The sequence below is a fragment of the Mesorhizobium sp. M8A.F.Ca.ET.207.01.1.1 genome (assembly GCF_004794715.1).
GTDB lineage: Bacteria > Pseudomonadota > Alphaproteobacteria > Rhizobiales > Rhizobiaceae > Mesorhizobium.
This window is the reverse complement of the sequence record NZ_SRUS01000004.1, coordinates 327,134-353,977: the sequence shown is the minus strand read 5'-3', so window position 1 is coordinate 353,977 and position 26,844 is coordinate 327,134. Positions and strand designations below refer to the sequence as shown.

Sequence of the window (26,844 nt, the reverse complement as noted above, 5' to 3'; positions counted from 1 at the left end):
TGTCGATCGAAGGTGCAAGACGGGGTTGCGCAGCGACCCCGTCCGCCGAAAATTGGCGTCTATCCCAGCAGGGAACGGGCTGAAATCCACTGGCTCAATCGCCCACTGTAGACATCGCGCTTGCAATCACCCAATCTTGGCGCCGGGAACAAAATAAGCGCTTCCAAGAAGGCGCGAACGTCCGGGTGCTCATGAAACGACGATGGACATTGTATGATCCACGGCTGGCCTGGATGCTCGTCGCGCCGGTGCTCCTGCTGCTGATCTTTTTCCTGGTCCTTCCGATCGCCGTGATGGCCGGCTATACCTTCTTCACCTTCGTCACCGCCGGCGTGGAAACGAGCGCGCTGACGACCGCGAACTGGCACGAATTCCTCACCGACAGCTATTATTCCGGCTTCCTTGTGAAGACGCTGCGGGTCGGCGCGATCACGGCGCTGCTTTGCGGGGTGCTCGGCTATTTCCCTGCCTATTTCATCTGGGCCACGACCTTCAGGCACAAATGGTTGCTCTTGCTACTGCTGATCGTGCCGTTCTGGATCAGCTTCACCATCCGCACCTTCTCCTGGATCAACATCCTGGGCGAACAGGGCGTCATCAACGTCGCGCTGCTGAAATTGGGCATCATCAACGAGCCGCTGCCGATGCTCTACAACGAAGGCGCGGTCATCCTGGGCATGCTGCACTTCCTGCTGCCCTACATGATCCTCAACGTCTATGTCAGCCTGGAGAGCATTGATCGCACATTGATTTCGGCGGCCCGCTCGATGGGTTGCACGAGCGCGCAGGCGTTCCGCGAGGTCACGCTGCCGCTGTCGCTGCCCGGCCTCGCGGCGGGCCTGCTGCTCTGCTTCGTGCTGGCCGCCGGCAGCTATGTGACGCCGCAGCTCCTCGGTTCGGGCCGCGACGCGCTGTTCGGCAACCTGATCTACGACACCATCATGGGCGAGCTGAACTGGCCGATGGGCGCCACGCTTTCGATCGTGCTGTTCATCGTGCTCGGCGTCTTCGCCGCCGTCTACACGCGCTACATGGGCATGTCGCAGATCGTCAAAGGACTGGGTGGATGACGGGGCTTGGCGGATGAGCGGGACCCGGCGCAAGCAGGAAGGCAGATGGGCCTGGCGGCTGACCGGCTTCGTCACGGTCTGCGTCTATATCTTCATGTTCGCGCCGATCGTGGCGACAGTGATCCTGTCGTTCAACGCCTCGATGTTCGGCGGCTTCCCGATGACCGGCTTCAGCCTGCAATGGTACGGCAAGCTGATGGCCAACGACGCGGTGCTGGCCGCCTTCCGCACGTCCTTGTGGATCGCCTTGGTCACCGCCATCGTCACCACCGCCATCGGCGTCACCACGGCGTTTGCCCTGGTGCGCTTCGAATTTCGCGGCAAGCAGGCGCTGAGCACGCTGGTAATCCTGCCGGCGCTGGTGCCCGAAACAATCCTCGGCGTCGGCCTGCTGGTGCTGATCAAGGCCGTCGACCAGCCGAGAACCATGCTGCTCCTGGTGCTCGGCCATATCCTGCTGGCCGTGCCCTATGTCGTGCTGATCGCCCAGGCGCGCATGATCGGCATCCGGCGCGTCTATGAGGAGGCGGCACTGTCGCTTGGCGCCTCGCGCTTCTCGTCCTTCCGCGAGATCACGCTGCCGCTGCTCATCCCGGCCGTGGTCGGCGGCGCGCTGCTCGCCTTCACCATCTCGTTCGACAACACTTCGGCCAGCCTGTTCTGGCGGCCGGCAGGCGTCGAGACCATGCCCACCCAGATCCTTTCCATGCTCAAGATCTCGATCAGTCCGGAAATCAACGCGCTCGGCACCGTGATGATCCTGGTGACCGTCGGCATCCCGCTGATCGGCGGCCTGATCCTGCAAAGCCTGACAAAACTGAGACGACGTGGCGAACCAAAGGAGGAAACACAATGAAACTGACCACCACAAAGCGGTTGGAACGACTGCACGACCGATATGCCAATGGCGATTTGAGCCGCCGCACCTTCCTGACGCTGACCGCCGCCGCGGCAGCCTCGGCGGGCCTTTCCATGCCCTGGATGGGCCGGGCGCTCGCCGCGGTCCAGGAGGTTCGCTTCGACGGTTGGGGCGGCACGGTGCAGGACGCGATCGACAAGTTCGCCTTCCAGCCCTACACGACCAAGACCAAGATCAAGGTGGTCCAGGGCACGTTCGGCGACGAGGACGAGATCATCACCAAGATCAAGACCGCCAAGCCCGGCGACTACCAGGTCATCCATTCCTCGGGCGTCAACTATTACATCAAATATGTGAACGCCGGCCTGACCTCGGAGATCAACGAGGCCAACATTCCCAATATGGCCAACGTGCTGCAGCCGATGATCGAGCCGTTCCGCAAGCTGACGCCGAAGCTTTCGGCCGTGCCCTATGACTATGGCACGACGGGTATCGCCTACAACACCAAGGTGATCTCGCCGGAGGAAGCCAAGGAAAAGGGCGCGGCACTGCTGCTCGACAAGAAATACGCCGGCAAGGTCGGCGGCTATTCCGACATGACGACGCGGGTCTGGTACGCGGCGCTCGCCACCGGGCAGGATCCCAACAATCTCAAGGACATGGACGCCATCTGGGCCAAGGTGCGCGAGACGCGCGACCTCGCCAAGAAGTTCTGGAGCTCCGGCGCGGAGCTGATGGATCTGCTTTCCAAGGGCGAGATCGTGGTGACCGATGCCTGGTCGGGCCGCGTCGCCGCGCTGCAGGACCAGGGCCATCCGATAGGCTATCTCGATCCGGCCGGCTCCTATGCCTGGATGGAGGACATGCTGATCCTGAAGGGCTCGCCGATGGCCGAGTGCGAGGAGCTCATCAACTTCATGCTCGACCCGGCCACCTCGATCGCGGTGGCCGAGGGCCAGAGCTATCCGCCGTCGCTCGACCCCAACAAGGTCAAGCTGACCGAGAAGATCGAGAAGCTGCCGGCGTTCGACAAGACGGGCACGATGAAGTCTCTGACCTTCGCCGATCCGACCTACTGGGCGACCAACGAGGACGCCTGGACCAAGCAGTGGAACAGGATCTCCAAAGGTGCCTGACAGCCAGGACACGACATTCCATCCCCGGCCTGTCCTGGCCGGGGCAGCCGGCGCGAGCGCGGCCGCCGAGGCAGACAGCCCGGCGGTCGAGTTCCGCGACATCGACATCGCCTACGGCAAGTTCGTCGCGGTGCGCGATTTCTCGCTCTCGATCCGCAAGGGCAGCTTCGTCACCCTGCTTGGGCCCTCGGGCTGCGGCAAGACCACGATCCTGCGCTCCATCGCCGGCCTGGTCGACATTTCGGGCGGCCAGATCATGATCGATGGGCGGCGCGTCGATGACATCCCGATTTACAAGCGCAACATCGGGCTGGTCTTCCAGAGCTACGCGCTGTTCCCGCACAAGAACGTGTTCGACAACGTCGCCTTCGGCCTGAAATACCGCAACGTGCCGAAGCCTGAGATCGCCCGCAAGGTCGGCAAGGCGCTCGAGATGGTGCGGCTGCCGGGCATCGAGAAGAAGCTGCCCTCGCAGCTGTCGGGCGGGCAGCAGCAGCGCATCGCGCTTGCCCGCGCCATCGTCTTCGAGCCGCAGGTCTTGCTGCTGGACGAGCCGCTGTCGGCACTGGACGCCAACATGCGCGAGGAGATGCGCGTCGAGATCAAGAAGATCCAGAAGGAAACCGGCATCACCGCCATCTTCGTCACGCACGACCAGGAGGAAGCGCTCTCCATGTCGGATCGCATCGTGGTGATGAACGCCGGCGCGGTGGAGCAGATCGGCACTCCGGAGCAGGTCTATGAGACGCCGGCCACCGCCTTCGTCGCCGACTTCCTCGGCAAGGCCAACATGCTTGCCGGGACCGTGAGCAGGTCCGGCCAGGCGGTGGTGCTCGGTACCGGCCAGACGATCAGCGTGGCGTGTCCTAGGCCGCTTGCCGACGGCAGCAAGGTCACTGTCGTGGTGCGGCCGCAGAAATTTTCGGTCGGTACTGGAATGAGCGGCAACCGGCTCACTGGCCGCGTCGTCTCGGCCTCGTATCTGGGCGGCAGCGCAATCTACGAGATCGACATCGGCGGCAAGACCAGCCTCCGCGCCAACACGCCGATCACTGGCCGCGTGCTTCGCGAAGGCGAGGCGATCGACCTCGGATTCGACCCGGAGGGCTGCGTCCTGCTCGACGACAGCGGGCGGCGGATTTCCTAGAGCAATTCCAGGAAAAGTGTGAAGCGGTTTTCCGTTCGGAATTGAGAAAAAACAAAGAGTTAGAGCCGTTCAGCGATTCCGTGAAATGCGGAACGGCTCTAGACCCCGCACTTCACGTTGCGGACTTCATTGTATCATGGCTCCGCCCGGCATGCGGTTTGGATGCCTGAGATGCGTTGGCGTGATGCCGGTCTGCTGGCGGAACACGCGGCTGAAATGGCCGGCATTGGTGAAGCCGCAGCGGTAGGCGATGTCGCCGATCTGCAGGTCGCTGCCTTCCAGCAGCGACTTCGCATGATGCACCCTGAGCGCCAGATAGGCGGCCATTGGGCCGATGCCCAGTTCCGATCCGAAGAGCCGTTCGAGCTGGCGCCGCGAGCAGTTCAGGCGGCTTGCGATCTCGGCGACCGACAGCGTCTCCTGGAGGTTGCTCTCCATCAACAGCAAAGCGCGTTTCACCGCCCGGCTCGACGCACCAGGAAACAGGTCGCCCACGGGCTGCACGTCCCTGCTGCTTCTGATCCGGTCGAGGACGAGGATCTTGGCGGCCTTTTCAGCCGCCTTCTGGCCGATGAACTGGGACACGAAGTGGCCGGCAAGGTCGGCGGCGCCGGTGCCGCCGGCGCATGTCGAGCGGCCCCGGTCGACGGTAAACAGGCTGTCGGCATGAGCGTTCACCTCCGGGAACCGGCTGCGGAAATCCTTGATGTGGAACCAGCTGACGGCGGCGCTATAGCCATCGAGCAGGCCGTAGCGCGCGAGCACGAAGCTGCCCGTGCAGAGCGCCGTCAGCGGCACCCCCTTGCCGGCGGCGCGCAACAGGAACGCCTCCTTCTCGGAACTCAGGCTGCGGTTGGTGTCGAGCAGCCCGCCGACCACGACGACATTGTCGAAGTCCTCCGGATTGCCGATCCCCCCGGTCGGCAGCAATTCGACGCCGCAACTCGCCCGGATCGGCAGGCCGCGTTCGCCGACGATCTCCCAATCGAACTCTATCCTGCGGCTGCGATCACCCTCATCGCCCGCCAGCCGCAGCGTGTCGATGAACAGCGACAGCGGCGACAGGGTGAAGTCGCGAACCAAGAGAAACGCAAACCGCCTGGCCATTGTTGTTCGAAACCGTCCCTATGCCCTTGACCTGATAGCTTAAACCTGCGGTTCCGTCCTCGGGCTGTTTTGCCCAAGGCGCGGCTCCGTCCCGGCCAGAAGCCGCCTGATATTGGCACGATGGCGTGCGATCACGTAGAGCCCGCCGGCAATCACCAGCAGCCGGTACGGCAACGGCTGCTGCAGGGTGCAGACCAGGGCGATCGCGATCGACGCCGCCAGCATCGAACTCAGGGAAACTACCCTGGAAACAGCCAGCACAACGCAGAACACCGCCGCCGCGCCCACACCGATCGGCCAGGACATCGCCAGCAGCACGCCCAGCCCGGTCGCGGCGGATTTGCCGCCGGTGAAATTCAACCAGATCGAGCGGCCATGCCCGAGCAGCACTGCAAGTCCGGCGAGGCAGACGCTCCAGGGCACGAGGCCTTGCGGTTCAAGCCCGGCCGGTGGCGTGAGGAACGGCAATGCATGGAGCAAGCGGATAAAGACGATCGCCGCCACGCCTTTCAGCACATCGACCAGCAGCACCGCCAAGGCAGGCCCTTTGCCAAGCGTTCGCAATACGTTGGTCGCACCGGTCGATCTGGAGCCATGCTGCCGGATATCGATGCCCCGGAGCAGTTTCCCCGCCAGATAGCCCGTGGGAATGGAACCGAAGAGATAGGCGATCGCCAGTCCGGCCACGCTCGCTATCCAGAAGATCATCACGTTCACCCTGTTGCGGATCAATCGCCACACCCTTATATAGCCCCGTCGGAAAAGGCAGGGTTGGTTTGGTAAGCCCAACTCCTTTCGCCAGCGAAATCCCTTCGCTGAGAAAGCTCTGGTCTTTGGCTTCGTGCACAAGATCCCCGCGACGAACATCGGACGCTGATCGCGCCCAATCGTTCGTCCGTGTGGTTCTCAACGCGAGGAACGCTCCGGTCGAACATCGACCAAGGAGCAGTTCATGCAAAACCCCAATCCATATGATGTCGTGATTGCCGGCGCCGGCCCTGTCGGCCTGTTTCTCGCCTGCGAGCTGCGCCTGGCGGGCCTCTCCGTGCTGGTGCTGGAGCAGGCCGAGCATCCCAGCTCGCCGCTCAAGCGGCTGCCTTTCGGCATGCGCGGCCTTTCGGCGCCCACCATCGAAGCGTTCCACCGTCGCGGCCTGCTCGGCGGCATCGCCGCGCCGCAACCGGTGGGCGGCAATGTTTCGGCCGCCGCGCACTGGATGCAGCAGGCGCGCCGTCCCGGCGGCCATTTCGCCGGCATCCAGTTCCACCTCGATACAATCGATACTTCAAAATGGCCGTGTCGGCTGCCGGATGCGGCCGGCGCCCACATGGCGTCCGACATGGAGGCGATCGAAACCCTGCTGGCCGCGCGGGCAAGCGCGATGGGCGCCGGGATCAGGCGCGGCCTTGGCGTCGAGGGCTTCGACCAGTCGGACGAGGATGTGACCGTCCGCGCCGGCGGCGAGACGTTTCGCGCGCGCTGGCTCGTCGGCTGCGACGGCGGCCGCAGCACGGTCCGCAAGGCCGGCGGCTTCGCGTTCGCCGGCACCGATCCCGAATTCACCGGCTATTCCGTCGAAGTCGAACTGGCCGATCCCGACAAACTCAGTCCCGGTCGCCACTACACGGCGACGGGCATGTATACTTACGCGCGGCCTGGCACGATCGCGATGGTCGAGTTCGACGGCGGCGCTTTCCACCGCGCCCAGCCGATCACGCCAGAACACGTGCAGGCGGTGTTGCGCCGTGTCTCCGGCACCGACGTCACCCTGGCGGCACTGTGGCTCGGCACGACCTGGACGGACCGCGCCTACCAGGCGACGGCCTACCGCAAGGGCCGCGTACTGCTCGCCGGCGACGCCGCCCACATCCATTCCCCCTTGGGCGGCCAGGGCCTCAATTGCGGGCTTGGCGACGCGATGAACCTTGGCTGGAAGCTTGCCGCGACCATCCGCGGCGATGCACCGGCCGGCTTGCTCGACAGTTATTTCGATGAGCGGCATCCCGTCGGCGCCGATGTGCTCGACTGGTCGCGCGCCCAGGTCGCGCTGATGCGGCCGAGCCGCGGTTCGCGCGCGCTCGCAGCTATCATCCGCGATCTCATCGGCACCCGCGACGGCGCGACCTATTTCGCCGAGCGCGTCTGGGGCGTCGGCCTGCGCTACGATCTCGGCGGCGCCCATCCACTGGTTGGCCGCGGCGCGCCCGACTTCGAGCTGGCCGACGGCACAAGGCTCGGCGAACTGCTCAGGAACGGGCGAGGCCTGCTGCTGGACTTCGAGGCCAGCCCTCCCCTTCGGGCGCTTGCCAGCCGCTGGAGCGGGCGGATCACCTATGTCGCTGGCAACGCCAGGGAGCGGCTGGGCCTGAGTGCCCTGCTCGTGCGGCCCGACGGCTTCGTCGCCTGGGCCGCTGACGCCGAGCCCGACTTCGAAGAGGCCGCCCAGGTCGCGGTGCGATGGTTCGGCGAACCCCGGATAATTAGGTGAACCGATGAAATCGAACCTTCCGCCGGTTCCCATGGCCAGGGAACTGATTGAGCCTGATTTCGGTTGTCTGTTGTGCGAATGATCGTTCCACGGCAGGCATCTGATGAGCGAAAATGAGACATGAAAACTGCAGCCAAGCAGCGCGGCCCCCTGCGGAACATCCTGAGCGGCATCGCGGCGGCAATCGCGAAGAACGCTGGTCGCGCATCCGAGCAAGGCACGGGTACCGCGTCAATGGTCGCCGAATGGCCGCTCCCGCCGTCGGCGACACTGGGGTCCTCCATGCGCTTGAAGGGGATCGAACGCGAGGTTCGGGCCAGGCTGCCTTGGACGGTGAGGAAATTCGCCAAGGCCGAGACAGGCCGCATCGTGTTGCGCATGGTGCAGACCGACGCGGATGCGTTTCGGGCCGCCTCGGCAACCATTGCCAGGACACTGGAAGGGATCGAAGCGCTGGCCGTGCTGCCGCGCGAGGCCGAGGACATTCTCACCATTTCCTCACGCGAGCGCCACAAATGGCTCAGGGATGGTCGCCTGAAAAGCATCGGCACGCGCACCGTGAAGATGCGCGGGCGATCCAACGCCGTGACCTTCCACGTCTTCGATCCACGGCACATCGAGGACGTTCTCGACCGTGACCTGGCGACCGCCTGGCGGGAGGAAGATGCGAAGGAAGCGTCCGAGAACAGACGGCGCGCCGCCGGCAAGGCCGCACTGACGCGAGCCGGCAAGCGGTCGGGCAACGCCCGCAAGACCAGAAATTCGGGCTCTGACGATGCGCCAAAGCTCGAAGGCTGGGACACGTTCGAGGCGGAAGGACTGCTGCGCTAGCGCAGGAAAACGTAAACGATTTTCCGTCGAGGATCGTATCCGCACTCGTTCCCGGTTATGGATATTTCGCCTTGTCTGGGCCGGCAGGCCCCAGGTCGCCCTGCAATTCCTGCGGCAGCGGCAGGCTCGAACATTGCAGATGCACGTCGCGGGCGAGCCGCTTTCGCTGCTTCTGCTCCTGCTCCTTGGTGGCCGCTATGATTCCCAATCCATAGGGGCCAAGGGCGACGAATTCCCAGCCCGGATGCGTTTTTTCGCGGACCGCGTAGTCCGAAGCCGCCGCCCGGGCTTGCTGGCATTGCGGCGTCGCCCATTTCTGGTCCTGCTGCGAAAGCGAGGCTCCATAGTCGACCGGAGAGGTCGCGCATCCAGCCATCGTCGCGGCCAACGCGGACATTGCAAGCCCCATCGCAATTCTCATCCCGAAGCCTTTCCCAACCTTTGTGGACAGCACACGGAACTCCCACCCCACAAGGACATGGCCCGATGGGCGGGTCGCCGGCCAACACCGCCATTCGCCCTTTACGAAAATCGACCGCTGTGTGTCGATAGCGAAAATGTGTTCGGACACGATGTCTGGTTTGCGCCAGAAACGGTCATCCGTCGTCAGTCATCCAAAAGCCGCGATTGGATCGAAACGAAAAGTTGTGCTTGGAACCAAAGCCGGGGCAAGACTGTTCTGCTAAGACTTTGATATGCGTCGTACCAGGCCGATGGATAAGCGGCGATCTTTGAGGAGCTCTCGTCATGAAAATTTCATCCGGATTTCGTTCAATCGCCGTTGCCGCCATCGCCACCGTGGGCGTCAGCTTGGCCAGCGCCGCGCATGCCGACAGCGGCACGATCCGTTTCTCCGTCTACAAGGCGGCGTTCTTCGTCGGCGGCTCCGGTGGCGAAGGGACGTTCACCTTCCATGGTAAAAGCTATCCCATCTCGATCGGCGGCGTCTCGGGCGGCCTCGCCTTCGGCGTCTCCAAGACCTATTTCCGCGGCACCGTGCGCCACATCAGGCGCGCGCGGGACGTGACCGGCGTCTACGGCGCGGCCGGCGGCGGCGGCACGCTCGGCAAAGGCGCCCAGGTGATCGTGATGACAAACGACAAGGGCGCCCAGCTCCAACTCACGGGCAAACAGGTGGGCCTGCAGGTCAACGCCGACCTGAGCGGGCTGGCCATCTCGCTGAGATAGGAGCGTCCTTTCCCGTCCGGAATTGCGTCGAGCTGTTCACCGTTTTGTGAAACAGCGAACCGGCGGTTCAGGGGAGAGCAAGACGATGATCGCCGAAACCGAGGTCGCGAAATTCTTCGCGGCCTATGCGGAATTCTACAATGACGCGCTGTTGCCCGAAGCCGATTTGAAGGATGTCGCCGACATCTATTCGTCCGCCTTCATCTCCGTCACCCCTGGCGCGGTCATGGCCGGCGAAAACGGCAAGCAACTGATCGAAATCATGAAGAAGGGCTTCGAGGGCTACAGGACAATCGGCGCCAGGAAGATGACGTGCAAGGACGTGTCCGTGACGCCGATCGATCGAGACCACTGCGTGGCAAAGGTGCAATGGGCCGGAGAGTACCAGAACAAGAAGGCGGCGCTCATTACCATTGATTTCGAGGTCAGTTATCTCCTGGAAAGGCGTGACGGCAAGCTCAAGGTGTTCGGCTGGATCAGCGGGGACGAGCAGGCCGAATTCAGGAAACACGGACTGCTTTAGGCCCCGTTTCGGAGAACGGCGCCCGCCCCAACCCGCTCAGCTCCGCAGGCCCGGCGCTTCCTGTCCGGTGCGCTCGACATATTCGGTGTAGCCGCCGCCATAGGTGTGGATGCCTTCGGGCGTCAGCTCCAGCACGCGGTTCGACAGGGCGGCCAAGAAGTGCCGGTCGTGCGAGACGAACAGCATCGTACCTTCATACTGCGACAGCGCCTCGATCAGCATCTGCTTGGTGGTGATATCGAGGTGGTTGGTCGGCTCGTCCAGCACCAGCAGGTTGGGCGGGTCGAACAGCATCAGCGCCATCACCAGCCGCGCCTTCTCGCCGCCCGACAGCACCCGGCATTTCTTCTCGATCTCGTCGCCGGAAAAGCCGAAACAGCCGGCAAGTGCCCGTAGCGGCGCCTGGCCGGCCTGCGGAAAATTGTCTTCCAGCGTCTGGAACACGGTGCGCTCGCCTTCGAGCAACTCCATGGCGTGCTGGGCGAAATAGCCCATTTTCACGCTCGGCCCCCGCGCCACCGTGCCGGTGTCGGGGTCGGAGGCGCCGGCCACCAGCTTCAACAGCGTCGATTTCCCCGCGCCGTTGACCCCCATGATGCACCAGCGTTCGCGGCGGCGGACCTGAAAATCGAGCCCTTCATAGATGGTGCGGCTGCCATAGGCCTTGTGCACGTTCTTCAAGGTCACGACATCCTCGCCGCAGCGCGGCGCCGGCTGGAACTCGAAATTCACCACCTGGCGGCGCTTGGGCGGCTCGACGCGGTCGATCTTGTCGAGCTTCTTCACCCGGCTCTGCACCTGCGCGGCATGGGAAGCGCGCGCCTTGAAGCGCTCGATGAAGGCGATCTCCTTGGCCAGCATGGCCTGCTGGCGCTCGAACTGCGCCTGCTGCTGCTTGTCGGCGATCGCCCGCTGCTGCTGGTAGAATTCGTAATTGCCGGAATAGGCGGTGAGCGAACCGGCATCGATCTCGACGATCTTGTTGACGATGCGGTTCATGAACTCGCGGTCGTGCGAGGTCATCAGCAGCGCGCCGTCATAGCCCTTCAAAAACTGCTCAAGCCAGATCAGGCTTTCCAGGTCGAGATGGTTCGACGGCTCGTCGAGCAGCATGACGTCGGGCCGCATCAAAAGGATGCGGGCCAGCGCCACGCGCATCTTCCAGCCGCCCGACAGCTTGCCGACATCGCCGTCCATCATCTCCTGGGAAAAGCCGAGACCGTCGAGCACTTCGCGCGCGCGTCCGTCGAGCGCATAGCCGTCGAGCTCCTCGAAGCGGTGCTGCGCCTCGCCATATTTTTCGATGATCTCGTCCATCCGGTCGGCCTGGTCGGGATCGGCCATCGCGGCCTCGAGCTCCGCCATCTCGGCCGCCACCTCGCTCACCGGTCCGGCGCCGTTCATCACCTCGGCCACCGCGCTGTGGCCCGCCATGTCGCCGACATCCTGGCTGAAATAGCCGATGGTGACGCCGCGATCGACCTGCACCTGGCCCTCGTCGGGCTGCTCCTGGCCGGTGATCATGCGAAACAAAGTCGTCTTGCCGGCGCCGTTGGGCCCGACAAGGCCGATCTTCTCGCCCTTCTGCAGCGAGGCCGACGCCTCGATGAAGACAAGCTGACGGCCATTCTGCTTGCCGATGTTTTCAAGTCTGATCATGATAGTTCCGGGAGGCTCAAGCCGAATGGAAGGGATTTGCCCGCGCCCTTACGTGAATGACAGTGCCGGGGGAAGAGGCAGAAGCGCCGCAGCGGGTATGCGCGAACGGGGGCGCGCCGATAGGCCGCCCAAGGTCGGCTTTCCAGCCGCGCAGTCAAAAATCATTCGCTTGTCGAAATCCACCTTCGTCGAACGACTTTGGCGCGGCGGCCCGCACGGCCCGACCAGCAACGCCAACAGGACAGGACCATGGCAATGGCCAAGATGCTCGTGATCTACAAAACCCCGGCCGATCCGGCCGCCTTCGACCGGCACTATTTCGATGTTCACATACCGCTGGCCAAGAAGCTTCCCGGCCTGCGGCGCTACGATGTCAGCAGGCGGCCGATCGTCAAGCTTTCGGCGGGCGAGATGCCGTATCTGGTGGGGACATTGTATTTCGACAGTCTCGACGACATCCGTGCCGCGTTCGCCAGCGAAGTCGGCGTTGCCTGTGCCGCCGACCGGCGGATATTGGCCCCTGGTGACGACGATCTGACGATGCTGCTGTTCGACGCCGACGAAGTGTGAACCCGGCCTCCAGACACACTTCAGAAACAAGATTCAACATCCGGGAAAAACTGGCGAAAAGATCGTCTGCGATAACCATCCCGTGGCGGCCGGGCTGTGGCCGCCAAACAACGCAACGGGATCTCGCCTGCAATGCAACGACGTTCGGCCGGATGGATGGGTGCCCTGACGGGCATGTCGCTTGCCATGCTTGCCGTCGCGCAGTCGGGCGCGGAGGCGGCGGTCACCCGCAGCGAATATTGCAGCCGGCTCGGTCTTCAGCTCGACGGCGCCATCCGGACCAAGGCCGAACCCGGCGCCAGTGCGAGCCAGATCGCGCAGGCGACGGCACTGCAGGACAGGGCGAACCGGTTCTGTGCCGAGAGCAAGCAGGCGCAAGGGATCCGGACTTACGCCAACGCCCTGAAGCTGCTTGGTGTGACACCAGTCGACCTCAACCAGTGACGGCAGCCATCATCCCAGAAAACCAGTCCTAAAAAAGGGCGGCTTTTCTTGCGCGCAATGCCGCGAGCGGTCCGCCCTTCTCATGCCGACAGCCTATTTCTCGCCCAGATAATGGAAGACGGCCTGTTTCCACCAGTCGCTTTCCAAGGTTTGCAGCAGGGCGACATCGAGCGGTTTGCGCAGCCGGCTGCCGAGCGGCAGTGCGATGGCATATTGCTGCTGGTCGAACGTCGCGTCGAGGACCTGCAGGCTCGCGCCATAGTTCTGTCCGACCAGCCAGCCAAGCAGCGGCTTGTCGTGGACCAGCGCATCGATCTTGCCGGCGCGCAGCGTGTCCAGGCCCTGCTGGACGGTGGCAAAGTCCTGATGCCGGATATGGGTCGAATCCAGATAGGACGCGGTCGAGGAATTCCGCACGGCGCCGACCCTTACCGTGCCGAGGTCGCTTTCGCCCTGCACCATGCCTTCCATCTGCGTCACGGTCAGCACCGATGTGACGCCCGCGGTGAACACCGCGATGGCGATGATCGATCCCATCATCCAGAGCGCGGCGAGCACGCGTCCCGGCACGGTTCGCGGACCGAAATCGCCGGTGCTGGCCTGGGTCGCGGCAATCGTCGACCACCACATGCTGGAAAACAGGCCCTTGGCGACGCCGCCGCCGAAATCGTCATTGTGGCGGCGTTCGAACATCCAGATCAGCACGCCGACCACGACCGAGATGACGATCAGCGCCAGCACCGCCTGCAGGAAGCCGAACGAGGTCAGCGCGCGCAAAATCGGCCGCCACGACGGCTGGCTGTTGAGCGGTGTGGCGATGCCGAGCCCGGTCGTGAAAAAGGGCTGCGTGAAGTCGACAGTCTTTTCGCGGTCGGCCGTGACCGTGATCGCGGCCATCGCCACATCGAACTTGCCGCCGACAACGCCATCGATCTGGTCCTGCACGCCAGGCACTTCGACATAGTGGAAGCGCAGGTTGAGCCGCCCGGCTATTTTCTGCCAGAGGTCGATGCTCAATCCGGACCAGGTGCCGTCCTGCAGCTTGAAGGCGAAGGGCGGCGCGACCTTCATTCCGACCGATATGTCCTTCGATGCCACGTCCGACGGCAAAGGCAGGTCGGCGGGCGTTTGTGTCTGGGCGACGGCGGCGCCCGCCCCGACACACGCGGCCACGGCCATGATGATCAGCGCCATCAGCCACGAAGCAACACTTCTCAACAGCACAACTCCCGGCGACCCGTTGCGCCGCGCGATCTGATCGCGGGCTCGAAAAGGTAGCCGCCATGCCGCCCTTCGTCCACCCGCCATGTCAGCGGGAGACGATGCGCGAATATCTGGCGAGAAGGATGCAAAAACAACCAGTTGGAACAATTTGCCGTTTCAGATGCTAAACGCCATCATGCAATGTCAAGCGGCGCCGCGCCCGGAATTCCGACCTCATCTCGCCTCACGCTGAACATAACGATCCGCTTTTACCACGGCAGCTCCGCCTCACCACGGCAGCTTCTTGCCATCGCGAAAGAAGCCGCCGGTCGGGCCGTCGTCCGGCAGGGTCGCGGCCCACACGATGCCGGCCGCCCCTTGCGCCACCGGGCGCCCGCCCGGCCCGCCCATGTCGGTGGCGACCCAGCCCGGGCAGATCGCGTTGACCAGCACGCCCGAGCCGCGCAGCTCCGCCGCCAGCACGCGGGTCAGCGCGTTGAGCGTCGCCTTCGAGGTAGAATAGGCCGGCGCGCCCGCCCCCATCGAGGCCAGCGAACCGCCTTCCGACGACACATTGACCAGCCTGCCGTGGCCGCCAGCCCCAAGCAAAGGCGCGAAGGCGACCGCGGTCCGCCAGGCGCCGAAGACATTGGTCTCGAACGCCTCACGAATGACGGTCCAGTCGGGCTGCAACGCGCGCGAGCCGGTGTCATAGTGGATGGCGGCGTTGTTGATCAGCACGTCGAGCCGGCCAAACCGGCGCTGCACGTCGTCGGCTGCCCTTGCTGCCGCGTCAGGCGCGGCGACATCGAGCGCAATGGCCTCGACGGCGCCATCGAGCGCCTTCGCCGCCGCCTCGCCCCTGGCGCGATCGCGGACGCCGAGCAGGACAGTGAAGCCGAGTGCCGCGAGTTGCCGCCCGATTTCAAGCCCGATGCCGCGATTGCCGCCGGTGACGAGCGCGACTTTGTTGTTGGTGTTCATGGGAGTGCCTCTTTGTCCGTCATCTCGGGGCAAAATGGCATGGGTGGACTTGTTTTATTAGAGCGAGGAGATCGCAGTCATCATGCGAGGGGGCGCATGAGACGGTTTGCGCAGGAATCGGGTGTCCGCAGGCGGGGCGCCATGCGATCGTTGATCCATCACGAGGGCCCGCCATGCTTACGCTTCACGATTATCTGCCATCGCAGAATGGCTGGAAAGTCCGGGTCCTGCTCGGCCTGCTGAAGATCCCTCACGACACCCGCATCCTCTCGATTTTCGAGGGCGAGAGCCATACCGATGCTTTCCTGGCGCTCAACCCGGCAGGCGCGGTCCCGGTCCTTCAACTCGAAGACGGCAGCGCCATCGCCGAATCCAACGCGATCCTCACCTACCTCTCGGAAAGTACGCCCCTGCTGCCGGCCGACCGCTACCGGCGCGCCAAGGTCATGCAGTGGCTGTTCTTCGAACAGTACAATGTCGAGCCGGTCATCGGCTCGCTGCGCTTCTGGAGCTTGACCGGACGGCTCGATCGCAACCAGGCCATGATTGCCGGCAAGCGCGAAGCCGGAGCCCGCACGCTCGCCGCCCTGAACCGCAGCCTTGGCGAGACGCCTTTCCTCGCCGGCGCTGGCTTCACCATCGCCGACATCGCCGTCTATGCCTACAGCCATCGTGCCGAGGATTGCGGCTTTTCGCTCGCGGACTATCCGGCGTTCGCCGCCTGGGCCGATCGCGTGCGCGATGCCATCGGACCCGGCTACCCCGTCCATCCCTACGGCATCGACCCGCATTCCCGCGCCCGAGGACCCCTATTTCTTGCCTTGCGGATAGATCGTCTCGCCGCGCTTCAGCATCGCCACGAAGGTCTCGATCTTCTTCTTGCGGCCAGCCTCGGTCTTCATGTTGTGGGTGCGGAAGGCAAGCGAGAAGCGGTTCTGCGCGCTGAGTTTTTCCAGCATCGCCTTCGCCGCCGGCTCGGCGTCGATCGCCGCTTGCAGATCGTCGGGGATTTTCATCTCCTTGCCGCTGCCATAGGCGCGCGCCCAGCGCCCGTCGGCCTTGGCCGCCTCGACCTCCCTCAGCCCATGCGCGGTCATGCGGCTCTCCTCGACCAGCCGCGCCACATTGTCGACGTTGATCTTGCTCCAGATGCTCTTTTTGCCGCGCGGTGTGTAGCGCTGCAGGAAACTGTTCTCGTCCAATCCCTTGCGCACCGCGTCGATCCAGCCGAAGCACAGCACGACGTCGATCGCTTCCTTCGGCGTGATCGATTTCAGTCCCGACCCCACCTTGTGCACCTTGATCCACACTTCGGTTTCCGTGGCATGGTGCTGGCCGAGCCAGGCGTAAAAACTGTCCGCGTCGGGGAATTCCCTGACCTTGTCGGGATCGACCTTGACCGGCGCCATCAGCGGGTCTGCCCGTTTAGAATTGTTGTCGCCTGCATCAACATCATGTTGCCTCCGTCATCGTGCGATTCCCGGCATTATCGCATGGCCCACTGTCAGCTTTCGTCAGCAATGGAGCACGCAGCCAGGAAACAGCGGAACGTGCCATCCAATGCCGCGTTGCGGCAAGAGTGCACCGTCCGATGGAGGTTTCCTGATGGCAATCGAAACCATTTTCGCCCATGTCAGCTGCTCCGACCTCGAAGCCAGCATCGGCTGGTACGAAAAACTCTTCGGCAAGCCGCCGCTGCGCCGGCCGATGCCGGGGCTGGCCGAATGGCAATTCACCGACAGTGCCGAAGTACAGTTGTTCGAAGACAAGCAGAAAGCCGGCACCTCGACGCTGACGCTCGGCGTGCTGCCTCTGGCGCCCGAGCGGCAGAGACTGGTCGATGCGGGGCTCGACCCCGGCCCGATCGAGGAAGCCGATCATTTCTGGATCATGCGCATGCGCGATCCCGACGGGAATCTCGTGGTGTTCGCGAGCGCCGAGCGGGAATAGAGCCGGCGCGGCCCCAGGAGCTACGCTCGTGCTCTACGCCGGTGTCGGTGCCGCCGGCGTCAGCCCGTGGCGACGCATGATCTCCATCATCTTGGCCTTGTCCGGGGGGCCACCAGCGGCGGCATTGAGCAGGCCGAAGGCTTCGCGAAAATAGTCCGGACCAATCGCCGCCGGCGTGATGACGCACAACGCCTTCGCATCCTTGGTGCCGTTGTTGTCGAAGCGGTGAACGGCGCCGCGTGGGATGCACAGCGCCTCCCCCGGCCCAACCTCGATCGGCCTGCCGTCCACGGTCCACGTCAGCACCCCGTCAATGCCATAGATCGTCTCTTCGTAGTGATCATGGCTGTGCGCCGGCGCGGGCAGGCGCTGTGCGCCAGGCACCATCAGCTCGAAGGCGGCGACGCTGCCGTTAGAACTCTCGCCGGACACGAGGAAGCGGACCGACAATCCCTTGGTGCCGATGATTTCGTCGGCTGGGTTGACCTGAAGATTCATGGCTGACATTGCGCAAGCCCCTCCGGTAAATTACATTTACTAGATATGAGTAAACTCAATTTACCGGATCGTCAATGACCACCTCCACCGGAGTCCTGCAGACCAAGACCGAGGACCTTTTGATCGGCGCCCTGCTGCGCGTGCCTGCCCAGGCGATCCAACGCCGGCTGATCAAGGAGCTCAACGCCGCCGGTTTCGAGGAATTGCGCTTGCCGCATATGGCGGTGCTGCAGTTTCCCGGCCCGGACGGCGCGCGGCCCGGCACGATCGCCGAGCGCGCCGGCATGAGCAAGCAGGCCATCAACCAGTTGCTCAGCAGTCTGGAAGGCTATGGCTATCTCCTTCGCTCCGACGGCGAAGGCAGCGCGCGCGTGGTGCGGTCCACCGAGCGCGGCCACGCCGCTTTCTGGAAAATGGTCGACATATTGCGCGACATCGAAGAGGAGTGGCGTACCGAACTTGGGCCGGAGCGCTTTGCCCAACTGAAAGCACTGCTGTTCGTCGTCTGGGACAGCCCGCTGGCGCGTTGAACGAGACGGTGCTCGTGCGCGGCGCGCATCATCGGCGCCTCCGATGGCACCATCGGTTTCTTCCGTTTCCGCTTTCCGCATCGACCTGCCAATCCCCTGCCCTTGTCCCAATCCAGCAAAGGCAGAGCGAAATGCAGCTTTCGAACCAGAAAATCCTGATCGCCGGCGGCGGCTCCGGCATGGGCCTGGCCCTGGCCAGCCGTTGCATCGAGGCTGGCGCTGAAGTCATCATCGCCGGGCGCCGCGAGGACAGGTTGCGGCAGGCCCGCGAGGCGCTGGGCAATCCCGCAGGCCTCCACATTGCCGCTGTCGACATCACGCGAGAAGACCAGGTCGCGGCGTTGTTTGCCGGGATCGGCGGCCTCGACCATATCGTCAGCACCGCCGCCGACATCGAAGGCGCCTATAGGCTACTGCCGGGGCTTGACCTGAACGCTGCGCAACGCGTGGTCGACAGCAAGCTCTTCGGCCCGCTGCTGCTCGCCAAGCATGGTGCGCCGGGGCTTGCGGTGAGCGGCTCGATGAGCTTCGTTTCCGGCATCGCCGCCTACCGGCCGGCCCCGCGCGGCTCGGTCGTCGCCGCCGTCAATGCCGCGCTCGAAGGGCTGGTGCGGGCGCTGGCGATCGAACTCGCGCCGATCCGCGTCAACGCCGTCTCGCCCGGCTGGGTCGACACCGAGATCTGGGGGCAAGTTGCGGGCGACAGGAAGGCAGAGACGCTTGCGGCGATGGCCGAGCGGCTGCCGGTCGGCAGGATCGGCCATCCCGACGATATCGCCGACGCGATTTTCTTCCTGATGGGCAATGGTTTTACGACGGGAACGACACTGCATGTCGAGGGCGGACATCGCCTTGCCTAGACGGAAGCGCCGCCTCTTCAGGAATTGTTTGGAAACAAGACCTTGGGGCGGTTCTCCGATTCAAGACCTGAATCAGCCCGGGAGCGTTCGGGCACCAGCGTTTCGCGCGCGGCGGCGAGCAATTGCCGGAGTGCCGGCGTCTGGACGCGCCGGCGCCGCCAGATCATCGTCAGCGGCGCTGTCCGCATCTCACCGGGCCATGTCAGTTCGGTGAGATCACCACGCGCCAGCGCGTCGCTGACCGCGAGACGTGGAACGAGGCCCAGCCCCGAGCCGGCAGCCACCAGCCGCGCAATGGCGCCGATGCTGCCGACTTCGGCGGCGAGTTCCGGCGCGCCGATGCCTGCTTCGGCAAAGGCGGTGTCGAACATGTGCCGATAGATGCATCCAGGCTCCGTTGCCACGAAACGCTTGGCTGCAAGAGCAGCCAGGTCGCGCGGAACCGCGCTCTGCCCCGGCGCGGCGACAAGCGCCAGCGGTTCGGCCGCTATCGTGCGCCTGGCGAAGCGTTGATCGGCGCCGCCGTTCGAAAGGTCGCGGCGATCGAAACAGAAGGCGACATCGATGTCGCCCTCCTCCAGCTGGCGCAGCAGCGTGCCGCTGTCGGCCACCTTCATCCGCACGGTGATATCGGGATGACTGGCCTGGAATCCCGGCAGCCAGGGCGCCAGCCGGGCCGAGGCGATCGTCTCGAGCGCGCCGATGGTCAGTGCGCCGCTGGTCTGCCCCGCCGCCGCAAGCACTGCCGCCCGCGCCTCGCCGTCGAGCCGCAGCAGTTCTTCGGCGATGGGCTTCAGCGCCAGCCCCGCCGGCGTCAGTTCCAGGCCTGATTTCGAGCGCGTGAACAAGGCAGTGCCAAGTTCGGCCTCCAGCGACTGGATCTGGTCGCTGACACTCGATTGGGCGAGATGAACCGCCTCGGCGGCGCGTGTGATGTTGCGGCTGCGCGCCACCGCGAGGAAGGTCCTGAGCAGTCTTGGATGCATCGTCTGGCCGAAATCGTCCGATCTACTGCAGCTGCGGCTTCTTCAGGAAACTGCCGCGATCGGCGGACTTGACGCGCAGCCAGGTTTCGCGGCCGTCACGCACCACCCGCATCGGGATTTCGGCGCCCGCCGAGCCGCTGTCCCACAGCTTGCGATAGAAATCGGCGAGCCCGTCGACGGCGCCGTCGCGCACCTCGGAGATGACGTCGCCTTCGCGCAGGCCGGCCTTGGCCGCCGGGCCACCATCGGTCACGCTCATCACCACCACCTTGCCGTCGCTTTCAGCCGACAGCGCGCCGAGCCACGGGCGCGGCGGCTTGGCCACCTGGCCCCGCGTCAGCAGATCGTCGAGGATCGGCGGCAAGAGGTCGATCGGCACCACCATGTTGATATCGGCAACCTCGCCGGCGCGGCTCATCTGCAAGCGCAGCGAGCCGATGCCGAGCAGCGCGCCATCGGCGCCGAACAAGGGCGCGCCGCCCCAGGACGGATGCGCCGGCGCGATGAAGATCGCCTCGTCGAGCAGATACTCCCAATAGCCGGCGAATTCCTGCTTGGTGACGATCTTGGCCTCGACCGCCCGGCCGATGCCGTCGGCAAGCACCACAGCGTCGCCGATCCTGGCCTTGCCGGCATCGCCCAGCGCCACGGCCGGCAGACCGGTCGGCGCCAGCGCCTGGACGAGGCCGAAGCCCGATTCCTGGTCGTAGGCCAGCGCGTGCGCGGGGATGACGCGGCCGTCATGCGCGGTCAGCCAGACCTCGTCGGCCTCGGTGATGAGATAGCCGATGGTCAGCACCAGACCGTCATCCCTGATGACGACGCCGCTGCCTTCCCTGAGCGTTCCGAGGGCGCCGGCGGTGAAGGCATCGTCGGGAACGGTCGCCCGCACGGCAACGACGGAGCGCGGATTGGGATTGATGGTCATGCTATCCATTTCCTGTAGGTAATATCTATATAGGTATGCCATGCCAAAGAGGGTGCAAGGGCCGACGACAAAGACCGTCTTTTAGGCTGGCGCCGCCCCTCATCCGCCTGCCGGCACCTTCTCCCCGTATAGTGACGGGGAGAAGAATGCTGTCGCGACCCCTCGGCGCCCTTCTTGCGACTCAGACAATTGGCGAAATCGCCGATGACAGCCGCTTTCTCCCCGTCACTATACGGGGGGAAATGTCCGGCAGGACAATGAGGGGCGGCGCTGACATTGACAATAGTTCAACACAAGTTGAACTTCCTTCTCCGCAGCCCTAGCTATGGGTGACCTGCCCATCCTTCCCACGATACGAGAGCCGACATGACCGAATACACCCCGCCGAAAGTTTGGACCTGGAACAAAGCCAATGGTGGCACCTTTGCCAGCATCAACCGCCCGATCGCCGGTCCGACGCATGACAAGGATTTGCCCGTCGGCAAGCATCCGCTGCAGCTTTATTCGCTGGCGACGCCGAACGGCGTCAAGGTGACGGTGATGCTGGAAGAGCTCCTTGCGCTTGGCCACAAGGGCGCCGAATACGACGCATGGCTGATCCGCATCAACGATGGCGACCAGTTCGGCAGCGGCTTTGTCGAGGTCAATCCCAATTCCAAGATTCCCGCGCTGATGGACCACAGCGGCAAGACGCCGGTGCGCGTTTTCGAATCCGGCTCGATCCTGGTCTATCTCGCCGAAAAGTTCGGCGCGTTCCTGCCGGCCGAACAGCCGGCCCGCGCCGAAGTCCTGTCCTGGTTGTTCTGGCAGATGGGCTCGGCCCCCTATCTCGGTGGCGGGTTCGGCCATTTCTATGCCTATGCGCCGGAAAAGTTCGAATATGCCATCGACCGTTTCTCGATGGAGGTGAAGCGTCAGATGGACGTTCTCGATCGCCGGCTGGCCGAGACCGAATATCTCGGCGGCAAGGATTACACCATCGCCGACATGGCGGTCTGGCCCTGGTATGGTGGGCTGGCGCTCGGCAGGATGTATAATGATTCCGGGGAGTTCCTGTCGGTGCAGGACTACAAGAACGTGCAGCGCTGGGCGAAAGCGATCGATGAACGCCCCGCGGTAAAGCGCGGCCGCATGGTCAACCGCGCCTTCGGCGAACCGGCCATACAGTTGCACGAGCGCCATGATGCCAGCGACTTCGACACCAGGACGCAGGACAAGCTGGCCGCCGAGTAGATTTCAGGGTAGCTGTGCCCGACGTAAAAAAGCCCATCACCGAGTTAAATCGGTGATGGGCTTTTTGCCTGATGCGTGAGACGGATCAGTGAAGGACTTCAACGATCTGACGGGTGTCGGGGTCCACCAGCACGGTCTGATCGTTGATCACCGCGACGCGGTACTTGACGTTGGGAACTTCACGCAGTTCGACCTTGTCCGGCACGGACGAGCCGAGCTTGAGTTCGACGCCCAGAAGGTTCACCGACGCCAGCGGCTCCTTCTTGATGTATTCGCGAACGACCGTTTCCTGTTCCGGCTGGACCACGATGGTGTCCGCCAAAGCCGCGCCGACGCCGCCCAGCAGAACGATGGCAGCCGCGGCACTCGTGAGATAATGTTTCATGACAACCTCCATGATTGGTAATTGCTCCGCCTCAAGCAAAAACTCTCACGAAACTCGGAGGTTCCATCCCTATATGTGAAATGAATGTGGCATTCGACCAACAACATGCCACAATTCGTTAGATATTTAAGCGAAGCTGTCAGCGCTGATATGCTTCGCAGCCCCAAAAAAATCTTCGAGTTCCTGGAATGCAAGACGTAAACGCTTTGCAAAGGCAAGACAATGACACATCTTGATGGGATTGTTCGCGTCACCCCATCAGCTAACGTATGGCGAGGGGTGTCGTTCCCATGCTTACCTCGCCTTCCAAAAAAGGCCCACCCTGCCGGGAGCAGAGCGGGCCTTCAACGGACCGGTGGAGGTGGCGCCTCGCCGGCCACGGCAGGAAAACGCGCGCATCGCAGCTTCGTTCCACCTTGGCCGCCGCGATTTGGCAGGGGTGGACAACACTCGACAAACCGGTCAGCAAAGCCTCCAGATATCCTCCTGGCGAAGGAATGCGCTGCGGGGAGCGTCGTCCTGGCCGGAGCCAGGCCTCTTCGTTAGAACCGAACGCCGTCCCGATGTAGCGGCGGCACCTGGCTGACTCCGTCCTGGCTTGTCACGGCGTCTTGCGCGCGCCTGTAGACAAGCCCCAGGACGAGCACGAAGTAGCCGACCTGCAGGACAACCAGAACCATCACTGTCCAGGCAAGCGCCTCCCAGAAGGAGCCGGTAGCCATATAGGTCCAGACCGCGACAAGCGTCGTGGTCGCCGACATGCCGACGAGAAATGGCCCAAAATACATCGCCCTTCAAGATCGCCGAACCGTCCCAGACCGGCGACTCCCTGCCACATCTCCGCACCCGCGCACAGGCTTTCATTATTTTAGCAACTACGCAAGTATGTGGTGTCCTGATGGGATCCACCTAGAAATTTGTTGCACGCCAGCGCTGACAGGAGCAGTTTGATGCTCACGGACCGGGGTAATCGGGAAAAAAAGTCCGGTGGGGGATGGGGAATGACGCTCAAATTGATCGGGGCCGGTTTCGGCCGCACCGGCACATGGTCGACCTTCGCCGCGCTGAACAAGCTTGGCCTGCCCTGCTACCACATGCAGGAAGTGATCATGAACAAGGCCAACACCGGCCATCTCGATTTCTGGCGCAAGGTGGCCAACAGCCCGCCCGGTTCGCAGCAGGATTGGGACAAGGTGTTCGCCAACTACACCGCCACGGTCGACAATCCCGGCTGCTGCGTGTGGCGCGAACTGATGGTGGCCTACCCCGACGCCAAGGTGCTGCTGACATTGCACCCACGCGGCGCCGAGGCATGGTACGAAAGCACGATCGACACGATCTACTTCACCGAGAACCTGTGGCAGTTCAAGATCCTGGAATGGCTCACCCCGTTCGGCCGCAAGTTCGGCGACATGTCGCGCAAGCTGATCTGGGGCCGCACGCTGGCCGGCGTCATGGGCGACCGCGACAAGGCGGTGGCCCGCTACAACGCCTATGTCGACGAGGTTAAGGCGGCCGTGCCGCCGGAAAAGCTGCTGGTGTTCAAGGTCAGCGAAGGCTGGGGCCCGCTCTGCCATTTCCTCGACGTGGCGCAGCCGAACGAGCCCTTCCCCAACCTGAACGACCGCGAAACGATCAAGAAGATAATTCGCGACATCATCAAGGGCTCCTACATCATGCTGGGACTGACGGTAGCCGCCATCACGGCGGTGATCGCGGCATTGTGGTGGTGGCTGGGGTAACGGCAAGCCCAGGCGCGCCTGCCTGCATCGAGCAGGTCGAGTTTTTCGCTGCCGAAACAAACGACCTCAACGACCGCCGGCTTTCGGTCCGGCACTGATTGCCAACGGCTCTCGCGGCAATTTTGCGCTTGCCTTTCCTGGCGGGCGGTCGCCGGTCGATGGCTGTCGGAACAGGCTTTTGCCCCTTCTCGAGCTGACGTCGAGACAGGATCATTATATATCAATTGGATAAAACAGCGGAACGTCCAATGGACATTGCCGGAACCGAACAAGGCCCCCCGGACCTTTGCGCGTACCACCCAAGACCTTGGTCCTACAAGGAAGACCGCACGGTTCGATTCACGGCGCGGTAACACGCCGTGGCCGTCACTTCAGAGGCGTCAGCACCTTGCTCCGGCGATAAACCGTCCGCTCTCGGCTTGCCGGGCCAATGCTGCAAAGGCGAAGAGGTTGTTCTCTCGTCGACGCCCGTCGGGTGGTTGGCCGACTATGCCCGGTCAGGATGCCGGACCTTGCAACCTTTGCCTATTCCGCTTTCGCGGAAGTTTCAGCCGTCATGCAATGTGCGATGATGTTATTGCGGCGGTACGAGCCGCCCTGGCTGGCGCGGGCGCCGAGCACACCCCAACAATGCGCCCCCCCGTCCGTGTCGGCCAGGCGCTCGGCGCGTTCAGCATTCCGATTGCGTGGGCGCAACATCTCCACTCACTCCGGCGCACCCGCAAACAGCACGACGCCGTCGCCCCCGGTGGCCGGCCAATCCCTGATTGTGCGGTCGTAGCCGCCGGTCAGCACCGTGCCGTCGGCGGCGAAGGCCACCGCGTAGATCGGCCCGGTCTGGCTGTCGAACATGGCGATCTGGTTGCCGCTCTCGATGTCCCACAGCCTTGCGGTGCCGTCGAGCGAGGCCGACAGCAGGCGCTTGCCGTCCGCCGACAACGCCAGTGCGTAGACCGTACCCTCGTGGCCCTCGAAGCGCTTCACCTCGCGGCCGCTGTCGAGATCCCAAACCTTGATCGTCAGGTCGCCGCTGCCGGTGATCAGGTGATGCCCGTCGGCTGTGAACACGGCGCCATAAGTGCCTTGCTCATGGCCGTGCCAGCTGCGCAGCTGCTTGCCGCTTTCGATGTCCCAGAGTTTCAGCGTCCCGTCGATGCTGCCCGACAGGGCCTGCCTGCCATCGGGCGAGACTACGACCGCGCTGATCGACCACTCATGGCCGGTCAGCACATGCTGCGCGGAGCCGTTGACGAGGTCCCAGATGATGACGTTGCCGGTGTCGTGCCCGCTGACGGCGTGCTTGCCGTCCGGGCTGATCGCCAGCTTGTTGACGCCGCCGTTCTGGCCGGATTGGAAGACGTGCAGGACCGCGCCGTCGGCGAGTTTTCGCTGCACGATCTCGCCGTCGTCCCCGGCCGTCAGGGCGCTGATGCCGTCGGGCATGTAGAGCGCGGTGCGCGCCATGTCCTTGTGCACGCCGAGATTGCGGATCAGGTGCTTGCCGCCGATATCCCAGAGCTTGATCGCGCGGTCGGTGCTGGCGCTCATGATCGAACGCCCGTCCGGCGCTACGGCCAGCCAGACGACGGCATCACGATGGCCTTCGGGCAGTGTGGGCAGCGGCGGTGGCGCCGGCGGCGGCGGCGCCACCGTGGCCGGCGGAATGAGCGCGACCTCAGGCGGCGCCGGCACGACCGGCGCCGGCGAAACAGGCGGCACGACCACGGGCGGAGCTGGTTGCACCGATACGGTTGGTGGGTTTGCCGCGGCCGGGGGGGCTGGCGGCGGGGCCGGCGCTGGCGGCGCGGGCTTTGGCGCGGGAACCACGGGCGGCGCGCTGGCGACGTCCTGGCCACCCTCATGCGGCCGCCACGAGCCGAACTTGTCGCCGAGCAGCGCCAGCACGACAACCACCGGCAGCACCAGGAAGGCCCGGCGCAGGCCCGGACGGCCCGCCGGCTCCACCTCGGCATCCCTGCCGAACAGCGGCACTCCGGCCGCATGCACGGGCCGGCCGGGCAACTGGCCCGCCAGGAACAGCAGCGCACCGATGAAACAGGCAAGTGCCGCCACCGAATAGGCCGCCAGCCGCGGCGCGGCCGCATCCAACCCGGCAAAGCCGTGCCCGGCAAGGGCATCGATCAGCGGATAGACCCCGACCAGACAGGCAACCGCGACCACGGCCAGGACGAGCCCCAGCACCCTGTCAGCCAACCTGTTCATCGCGCTTCCCCTCGCCGGCCCTTGGACCAGACTATCAGCGTCATGGGCACATCGCAAAATGCCGCCCGTGCTCGCGGAAGACGGACGCAGACACTGCGGCATGAAGAATATCCGCGGCGGCCCTGCTCGAGAAAATCAGCTTGAGGTCGATCGCGCCGCCGCAGCCACGGTCTCCGGTTCGATTAAGCGATGCCGATAAAGGCTAGTGTCCAATTTACCACGGTCGCCGCCGATATGGACTAAGCTATCCCCGGCGAAATATTGACAGCAGGCCGGGTTATGACACACTCCGCCCGGGAT

Annotated in this window: 28 protein-coding genes and 1 pseudogene; 16 read left to right on the top strand and 13 right to left on the bottom strand. The window is 64.1% G+C overall.

Annotation, left to right across the window (positions count from 1 at the left end; genetic code table 11):
- The first annotated feature begins 209 nt into the window (after positions 1-209).
- The 4 genes from EN850_RS14070 to EN850_RS14055 are packed head-to-tail and all read left to right on the top strand — an operon-like array spanning position 210 to position 4,212.
- On the top strand, positions 210-1,070 hold the full coding sequence (locus EN850_RS14070) for an ABC transporter permease (protein ID WP_246689203.1): 861 nt from the start codon (positions 210-212) through the stop codon (positions 1,068-1,070).
- Positions 1,071-1,083: 13 nt separating this feature from the next.
- On the top strand, positions 1,084-1,926 hold the full coding sequence (locus tag EN850_RS14065; protein WP_127870264.1) for an ABC transporter permease: 843 nt from the start codon (positions 1,084-1,086) through the stop codon (positions 1,924-1,926).
- On the top strand, positions 1,923-3,065 hold the full coding sequence (locus EN850_RS14060) for an ABC transporter substrate-binding protein (RefSeq protein WP_127280705.1): 1,143 nt from the start codon (positions 1,923-1,925) through the stop codon (positions 3,063-3,065). The genes EN850_RS14065 and EN850_RS14060 overlap by 4 nt, the downstream gene beginning before the upstream one ends.
- A complete protein-coding gene (locus EN850_RS14055; protein ID WP_136091548.1) occupies positions 3,058-4,212 on the top strand; it encodes an ABC transporter ATP-binding protein in 1,155 nt (384 codons plus the stop codon). The genes EN850_RS14060 and EN850_RS14055 overlap by 8 nt, the downstream gene beginning before the upstream one ends.
- A gap of 126 nt (positions 4,213-4,338) precedes the next feature.
- On the opposite strand, the gene EN850_RS14050 is transcribed toward EN850_RS14055, so the two are convergent.
- Both EN850_RS14050 and plsY read right to left on the bottom strand, forming a co-directional pair.
- Positions 4,339-5,319 carry a GlxA family transcriptional regulator gene (locus EN850_RS14050; RefSeq protein ID WP_127870262.1) on the bottom strand — a complete coding sequence of 327 codons (981 nt, stop codon included), beginning with the start codon at positions 5,317-5,319 and terminating at the stop codon, positions 4,339-4,341.
- Positions 5,320-5,358: 39 nt separating this feature from the next.
- Entirely contained in the window at positions 5,359-6,027 is a 669-nt protein-coding gene (gene plsY / locus EN850_RS14045; RefSeq protein ID WP_136091703.1) for a glycerol-3-phosphate 1-O-acyltransferase PlsY, read from the bottom strand.
- A gap of 244 nt (positions 6,028-6,271) precedes the next feature.
- Here plsY and EN850_RS14040 point away from each other — a divergent pair, with 244 nt between their 5' ends.
- A complete protein-coding gene (locus tag EN850_RS14040; protein WP_136091547.1) occupies positions 6,272-7,807 on the top strand; it encodes an FAD-dependent monooxygenase in 1,536 nt (511 codons plus the stop codon).
- A gap of 120 nt (positions 7,808-7,927) precedes the next feature.
- On the top strand, positions 7,928-8,638 hold the full coding sequence (locus tag EN850_RS14035) for a hypothetical protein (protein ID WP_136091546.1): 711 nt from the start codon (positions 7,928-7,930) through the stop codon (positions 8,636-8,638).
- Between the two features lie 55 nt (positions 8,639-8,693).
- Here the strand turns inward: EN850_RS14035 and EN850_RS14030 are convergent, their stop codons facing one another.
- Entirely contained in the window at positions 8,694-9,059 is a 366-nt protein-coding gene (locus EN850_RS14030) for a hypothetical protein (protein WP_127277664.1), read from the bottom strand.
- Between the two features lie 326 nt (positions 9,060-9,385).
- Between EN850_RS14030 and EN850_RS14025 the strand changes: the two genes are divergently transcribed.
- Both EN850_RS14025 and EN850_RS14020 read left to right on the top strand, forming a co-directional pair.
- On the top strand, positions 9,386-9,826 hold the full coding sequence (locus EN850_RS14025) for a hypothetical protein (RefSeq protein ID WP_127277665.1): 441 nt from the start codon (positions 9,386-9,388) through the stop codon (positions 9,824-9,826).
- Positions 9,827-9,911: 85 nt separating this feature from the next.
- Positions 9,912-10,349 carry a nuclear transport factor 2 family protein gene (locus tag EN850_RS14020; protein ID WP_135865979.1) on the top strand — a complete coding sequence of 146 codons (438 nt, stop codon included), beginning with the start codon at positions 9,912-9,914 and terminating at the stop codon, positions 10,347-10,349.
- A gap of 36 nt (positions 10,350-10,385) precedes the next feature.
- On the opposite strand, the gene EN850_RS14015 is transcribed toward EN850_RS14020, so the two are convergent.
- Positions 10,386-12,008, bottom strand: coding sequence for an ABC-F family ATP-binding cassette domain-containing protein (locus EN850_RS14015; protein WP_127870257.1), 1,623 nt, complete (start codon positions 12,006-12,008; stop codon positions 10,386-10,388).
- Between the two features lie 255 nt (positions 12,009-12,263).
- Here EN850_RS14015 and EN850_RS14010 point away from each other — a divergent pair, with 255 nt between their 5' ends.
- A complete protein-coding gene (locus EN850_RS14010) occupies positions 12,264-12,578 on the top strand; it encodes an EthD family reductase (RefSeq protein ID WP_015316871.1) in 315 nt (104 codons plus the stop codon).
- Between the two features lie 132 nt (positions 12,579-12,710).
- Positions 12,711-13,022 carry a hypothetical protein gene (locus tag EN850_RS14005; RefSeq protein WP_167531328.1) on the top strand — a complete coding sequence of 104 codons (312 nt, stop codon included), beginning with the start codon at positions 12,711-12,713 and terminating at the stop codon, positions 13,020-13,022.
- Positions 13,023-13,115: 93 nt separating this feature from the next.
- On the opposite strand, the gene EN850_RS14000 is transcribed toward EN850_RS14005, so the two are convergent.
- Both EN850_RS14000 and EN850_RS13995 read right to left on the bottom strand, forming a co-directional pair.
- Entirely contained in the window at positions 13,116-14,240 is a 1,125-nt protein-coding gene (locus EN850_RS14000; RefSeq protein WP_245520847.1) for a transporter substrate-binding domain-containing protein, read from the bottom strand.
- Between the two features lie 273 nt (positions 14,241-14,513).
- Positions 14,514-15,209 (bottom strand): SDR family NAD(P)-dependent oxidoreductase, encoded by a 696-nt coding sequence (locus tag EN850_RS13995; protein ID WP_136091545.1) that lies wholly within the window; start codon positions 15,207-15,209, stop codon positions 14,514-14,516.
- A gap of 173 nt (positions 15,210-15,382) precedes the next feature.
- Here EN850_RS13995 and EN850_RS13990 point away from each other — a divergent pair.
- Positions 15,383-16,003 (top strand): annotated as a pseudogene (locus EN850_RS13990) (glutathione S-transferase family protein); the annotation flags it as partial.
- Positions 16,004-16,018: 15 nt separating this feature from the next.
- Here EN850_RS13990 and EN850_RS13985 read toward each other — a convergent pair.
- Complete coding sequence (locus EN850_RS13985; protein WP_136091544.1) at positions 16,019-16,618, bottom strand: YdeI family protein; 600 nt, start codon at positions 16,616-16,618, stop codon at positions 16,019-16,021.
- A 196-nt stretch (positions 16,619-16,814) separates the two neighbouring features.
- Between EN850_RS13985 and EN850_RS13980 the strand changes: the two genes are divergently transcribed.
- A complete protein-coding gene (locus tag EN850_RS13980) occupies positions 16,815-17,159 on the top strand; it encodes a glyoxalase/bleomycin resistance/dioxygenase family protein (protein WP_136091543.1) in 345 nt (114 codons plus the stop codon).
- A gap of 33 nt (positions 17,160-17,192) precedes the next feature.
- On the opposite strand, the gene EN850_RS13975 is transcribed toward EN850_RS13980, so the two are convergent.
- Positions 17,193-17,666, bottom strand: coding sequence for a cupin domain-containing protein (locus EN850_RS13975; RefSeq protein WP_127870250.1), 474 nt, complete (start codon positions 17,664-17,666; stop codon positions 17,193-17,195).
- Between the two features lie 65 nt (positions 17,667-17,731).
- Here EN850_RS13975 and EN850_RS13970 point away from each other — a divergent pair, with 65 nt between their 5' ends.
- Positions 17,732-18,187, top strand: coding sequence for a MarR family winged helix-turn-helix transcriptional regulator (locus tag EN850_RS13970; RefSeq protein WP_135931766.1), 456 nt, complete (start codon positions 17,732-17,734; stop codon positions 18,185-18,187).
- Positions 18,188-18,318: 131 nt separating this feature from the next.
- A complete protein-coding gene (locus tag EN850_RS13965) occupies positions 18,319-19,047 on the top strand; it encodes an SDR family oxidoreductase (RefSeq protein WP_136091542.1) in 729 nt (242 codons plus the stop codon).
- A 17-nt stretch (positions 19,048-19,064) separates the two neighbouring features.
- Here EN850_RS13965 and EN850_RS13960 read toward each other — a convergent pair whose 3' ends face one another.
- Both EN850_RS13960 and EN850_RS13955 read right to left on the bottom strand, forming a co-directional pair.
- Complete coding sequence (locus tag EN850_RS13960) at positions 19,065-20,033, bottom strand: LysR family transcriptional regulator (RefSeq protein ID WP_135931765.1); 969 nt, start codon at positions 20,031-20,033, stop codon at positions 19,065-19,067.
- 22 nt (positions 20,034-20,055) lie between these two features.
- Positions 20,056-20,961, bottom strand: coding sequence for a S1C family serine protease (locus EN850_RS13955; protein ID WP_135920597.1), 906 nt, complete (start codon positions 20,959-20,961; stop codon positions 20,056-20,058).
- A gap of 366 nt (positions 20,962-21,327) precedes the next feature.
- On the opposite strand from EN850_RS13955, the gene yghU reads away from it, so the two are divergent.
- Positions 21,328-22,194: a glutathione-dependent disulfide-bond oxidoreductase gene (gene yghU, locus EN850_RS13950; protein WP_136091541.1), complete on the top strand. Its 867-nt coding sequence runs from the start codon at positions 21,328-21,330 to the stop codon at positions 22,192-22,194.
- Between the two features lie 85 nt (positions 22,195-22,279).
- Here the strand turns inward: yghU and EN850_RS13945 are convergent, their stop codons facing one another.
- Entirely contained in the window at positions 22,280-22,579 is a 300-nt protein-coding gene (locus EN850_RS13945) for a DUF1236 domain-containing protein (RefSeq protein ID WP_015316855.1), read from the bottom strand.
- Positions 22,580-23,121: 542 nt separating this feature from the next.
- Positions 23,122-23,367, bottom strand: coding sequence for an exopolysaccharide production repressor protein (locus EN850_RS13940; protein ID WP_127279487.1), 246 nt, complete (start codon positions 23,365-23,367; stop codon positions 23,122-23,124).
- 213 nt (positions 23,368-23,580) lie between these two features.
- Here EN850_RS13940 and EN850_RS13935 point away from each other — a divergent pair, with 213 nt between their 5' ends.
- On the top strand, positions 23,581-24,321 hold the full coding sequence (locus EN850_RS13935) for a sulfotransferase family protein (protein ID WP_127279486.1): 741 nt from the start codon (positions 23,581-23,583) through the stop codon (positions 24,319-24,321).
- Between the two features lie 705 nt (positions 24,322-25,026).
- Here EN850_RS13935 and EN850_RS13930 read toward each other — a convergent pair.
- On the bottom strand, positions 25,027-26,544 hold the full coding sequence (locus EN850_RS13930) for a WD40 repeat domain-containing protein (RefSeq protein WP_136091540.1): 1,518 nt from the start codon (positions 26,542-26,544) through the stop codon (positions 25,027-25,029).
- Positions 26,545-26,844 lie beyond the last annotated feature (300 nt).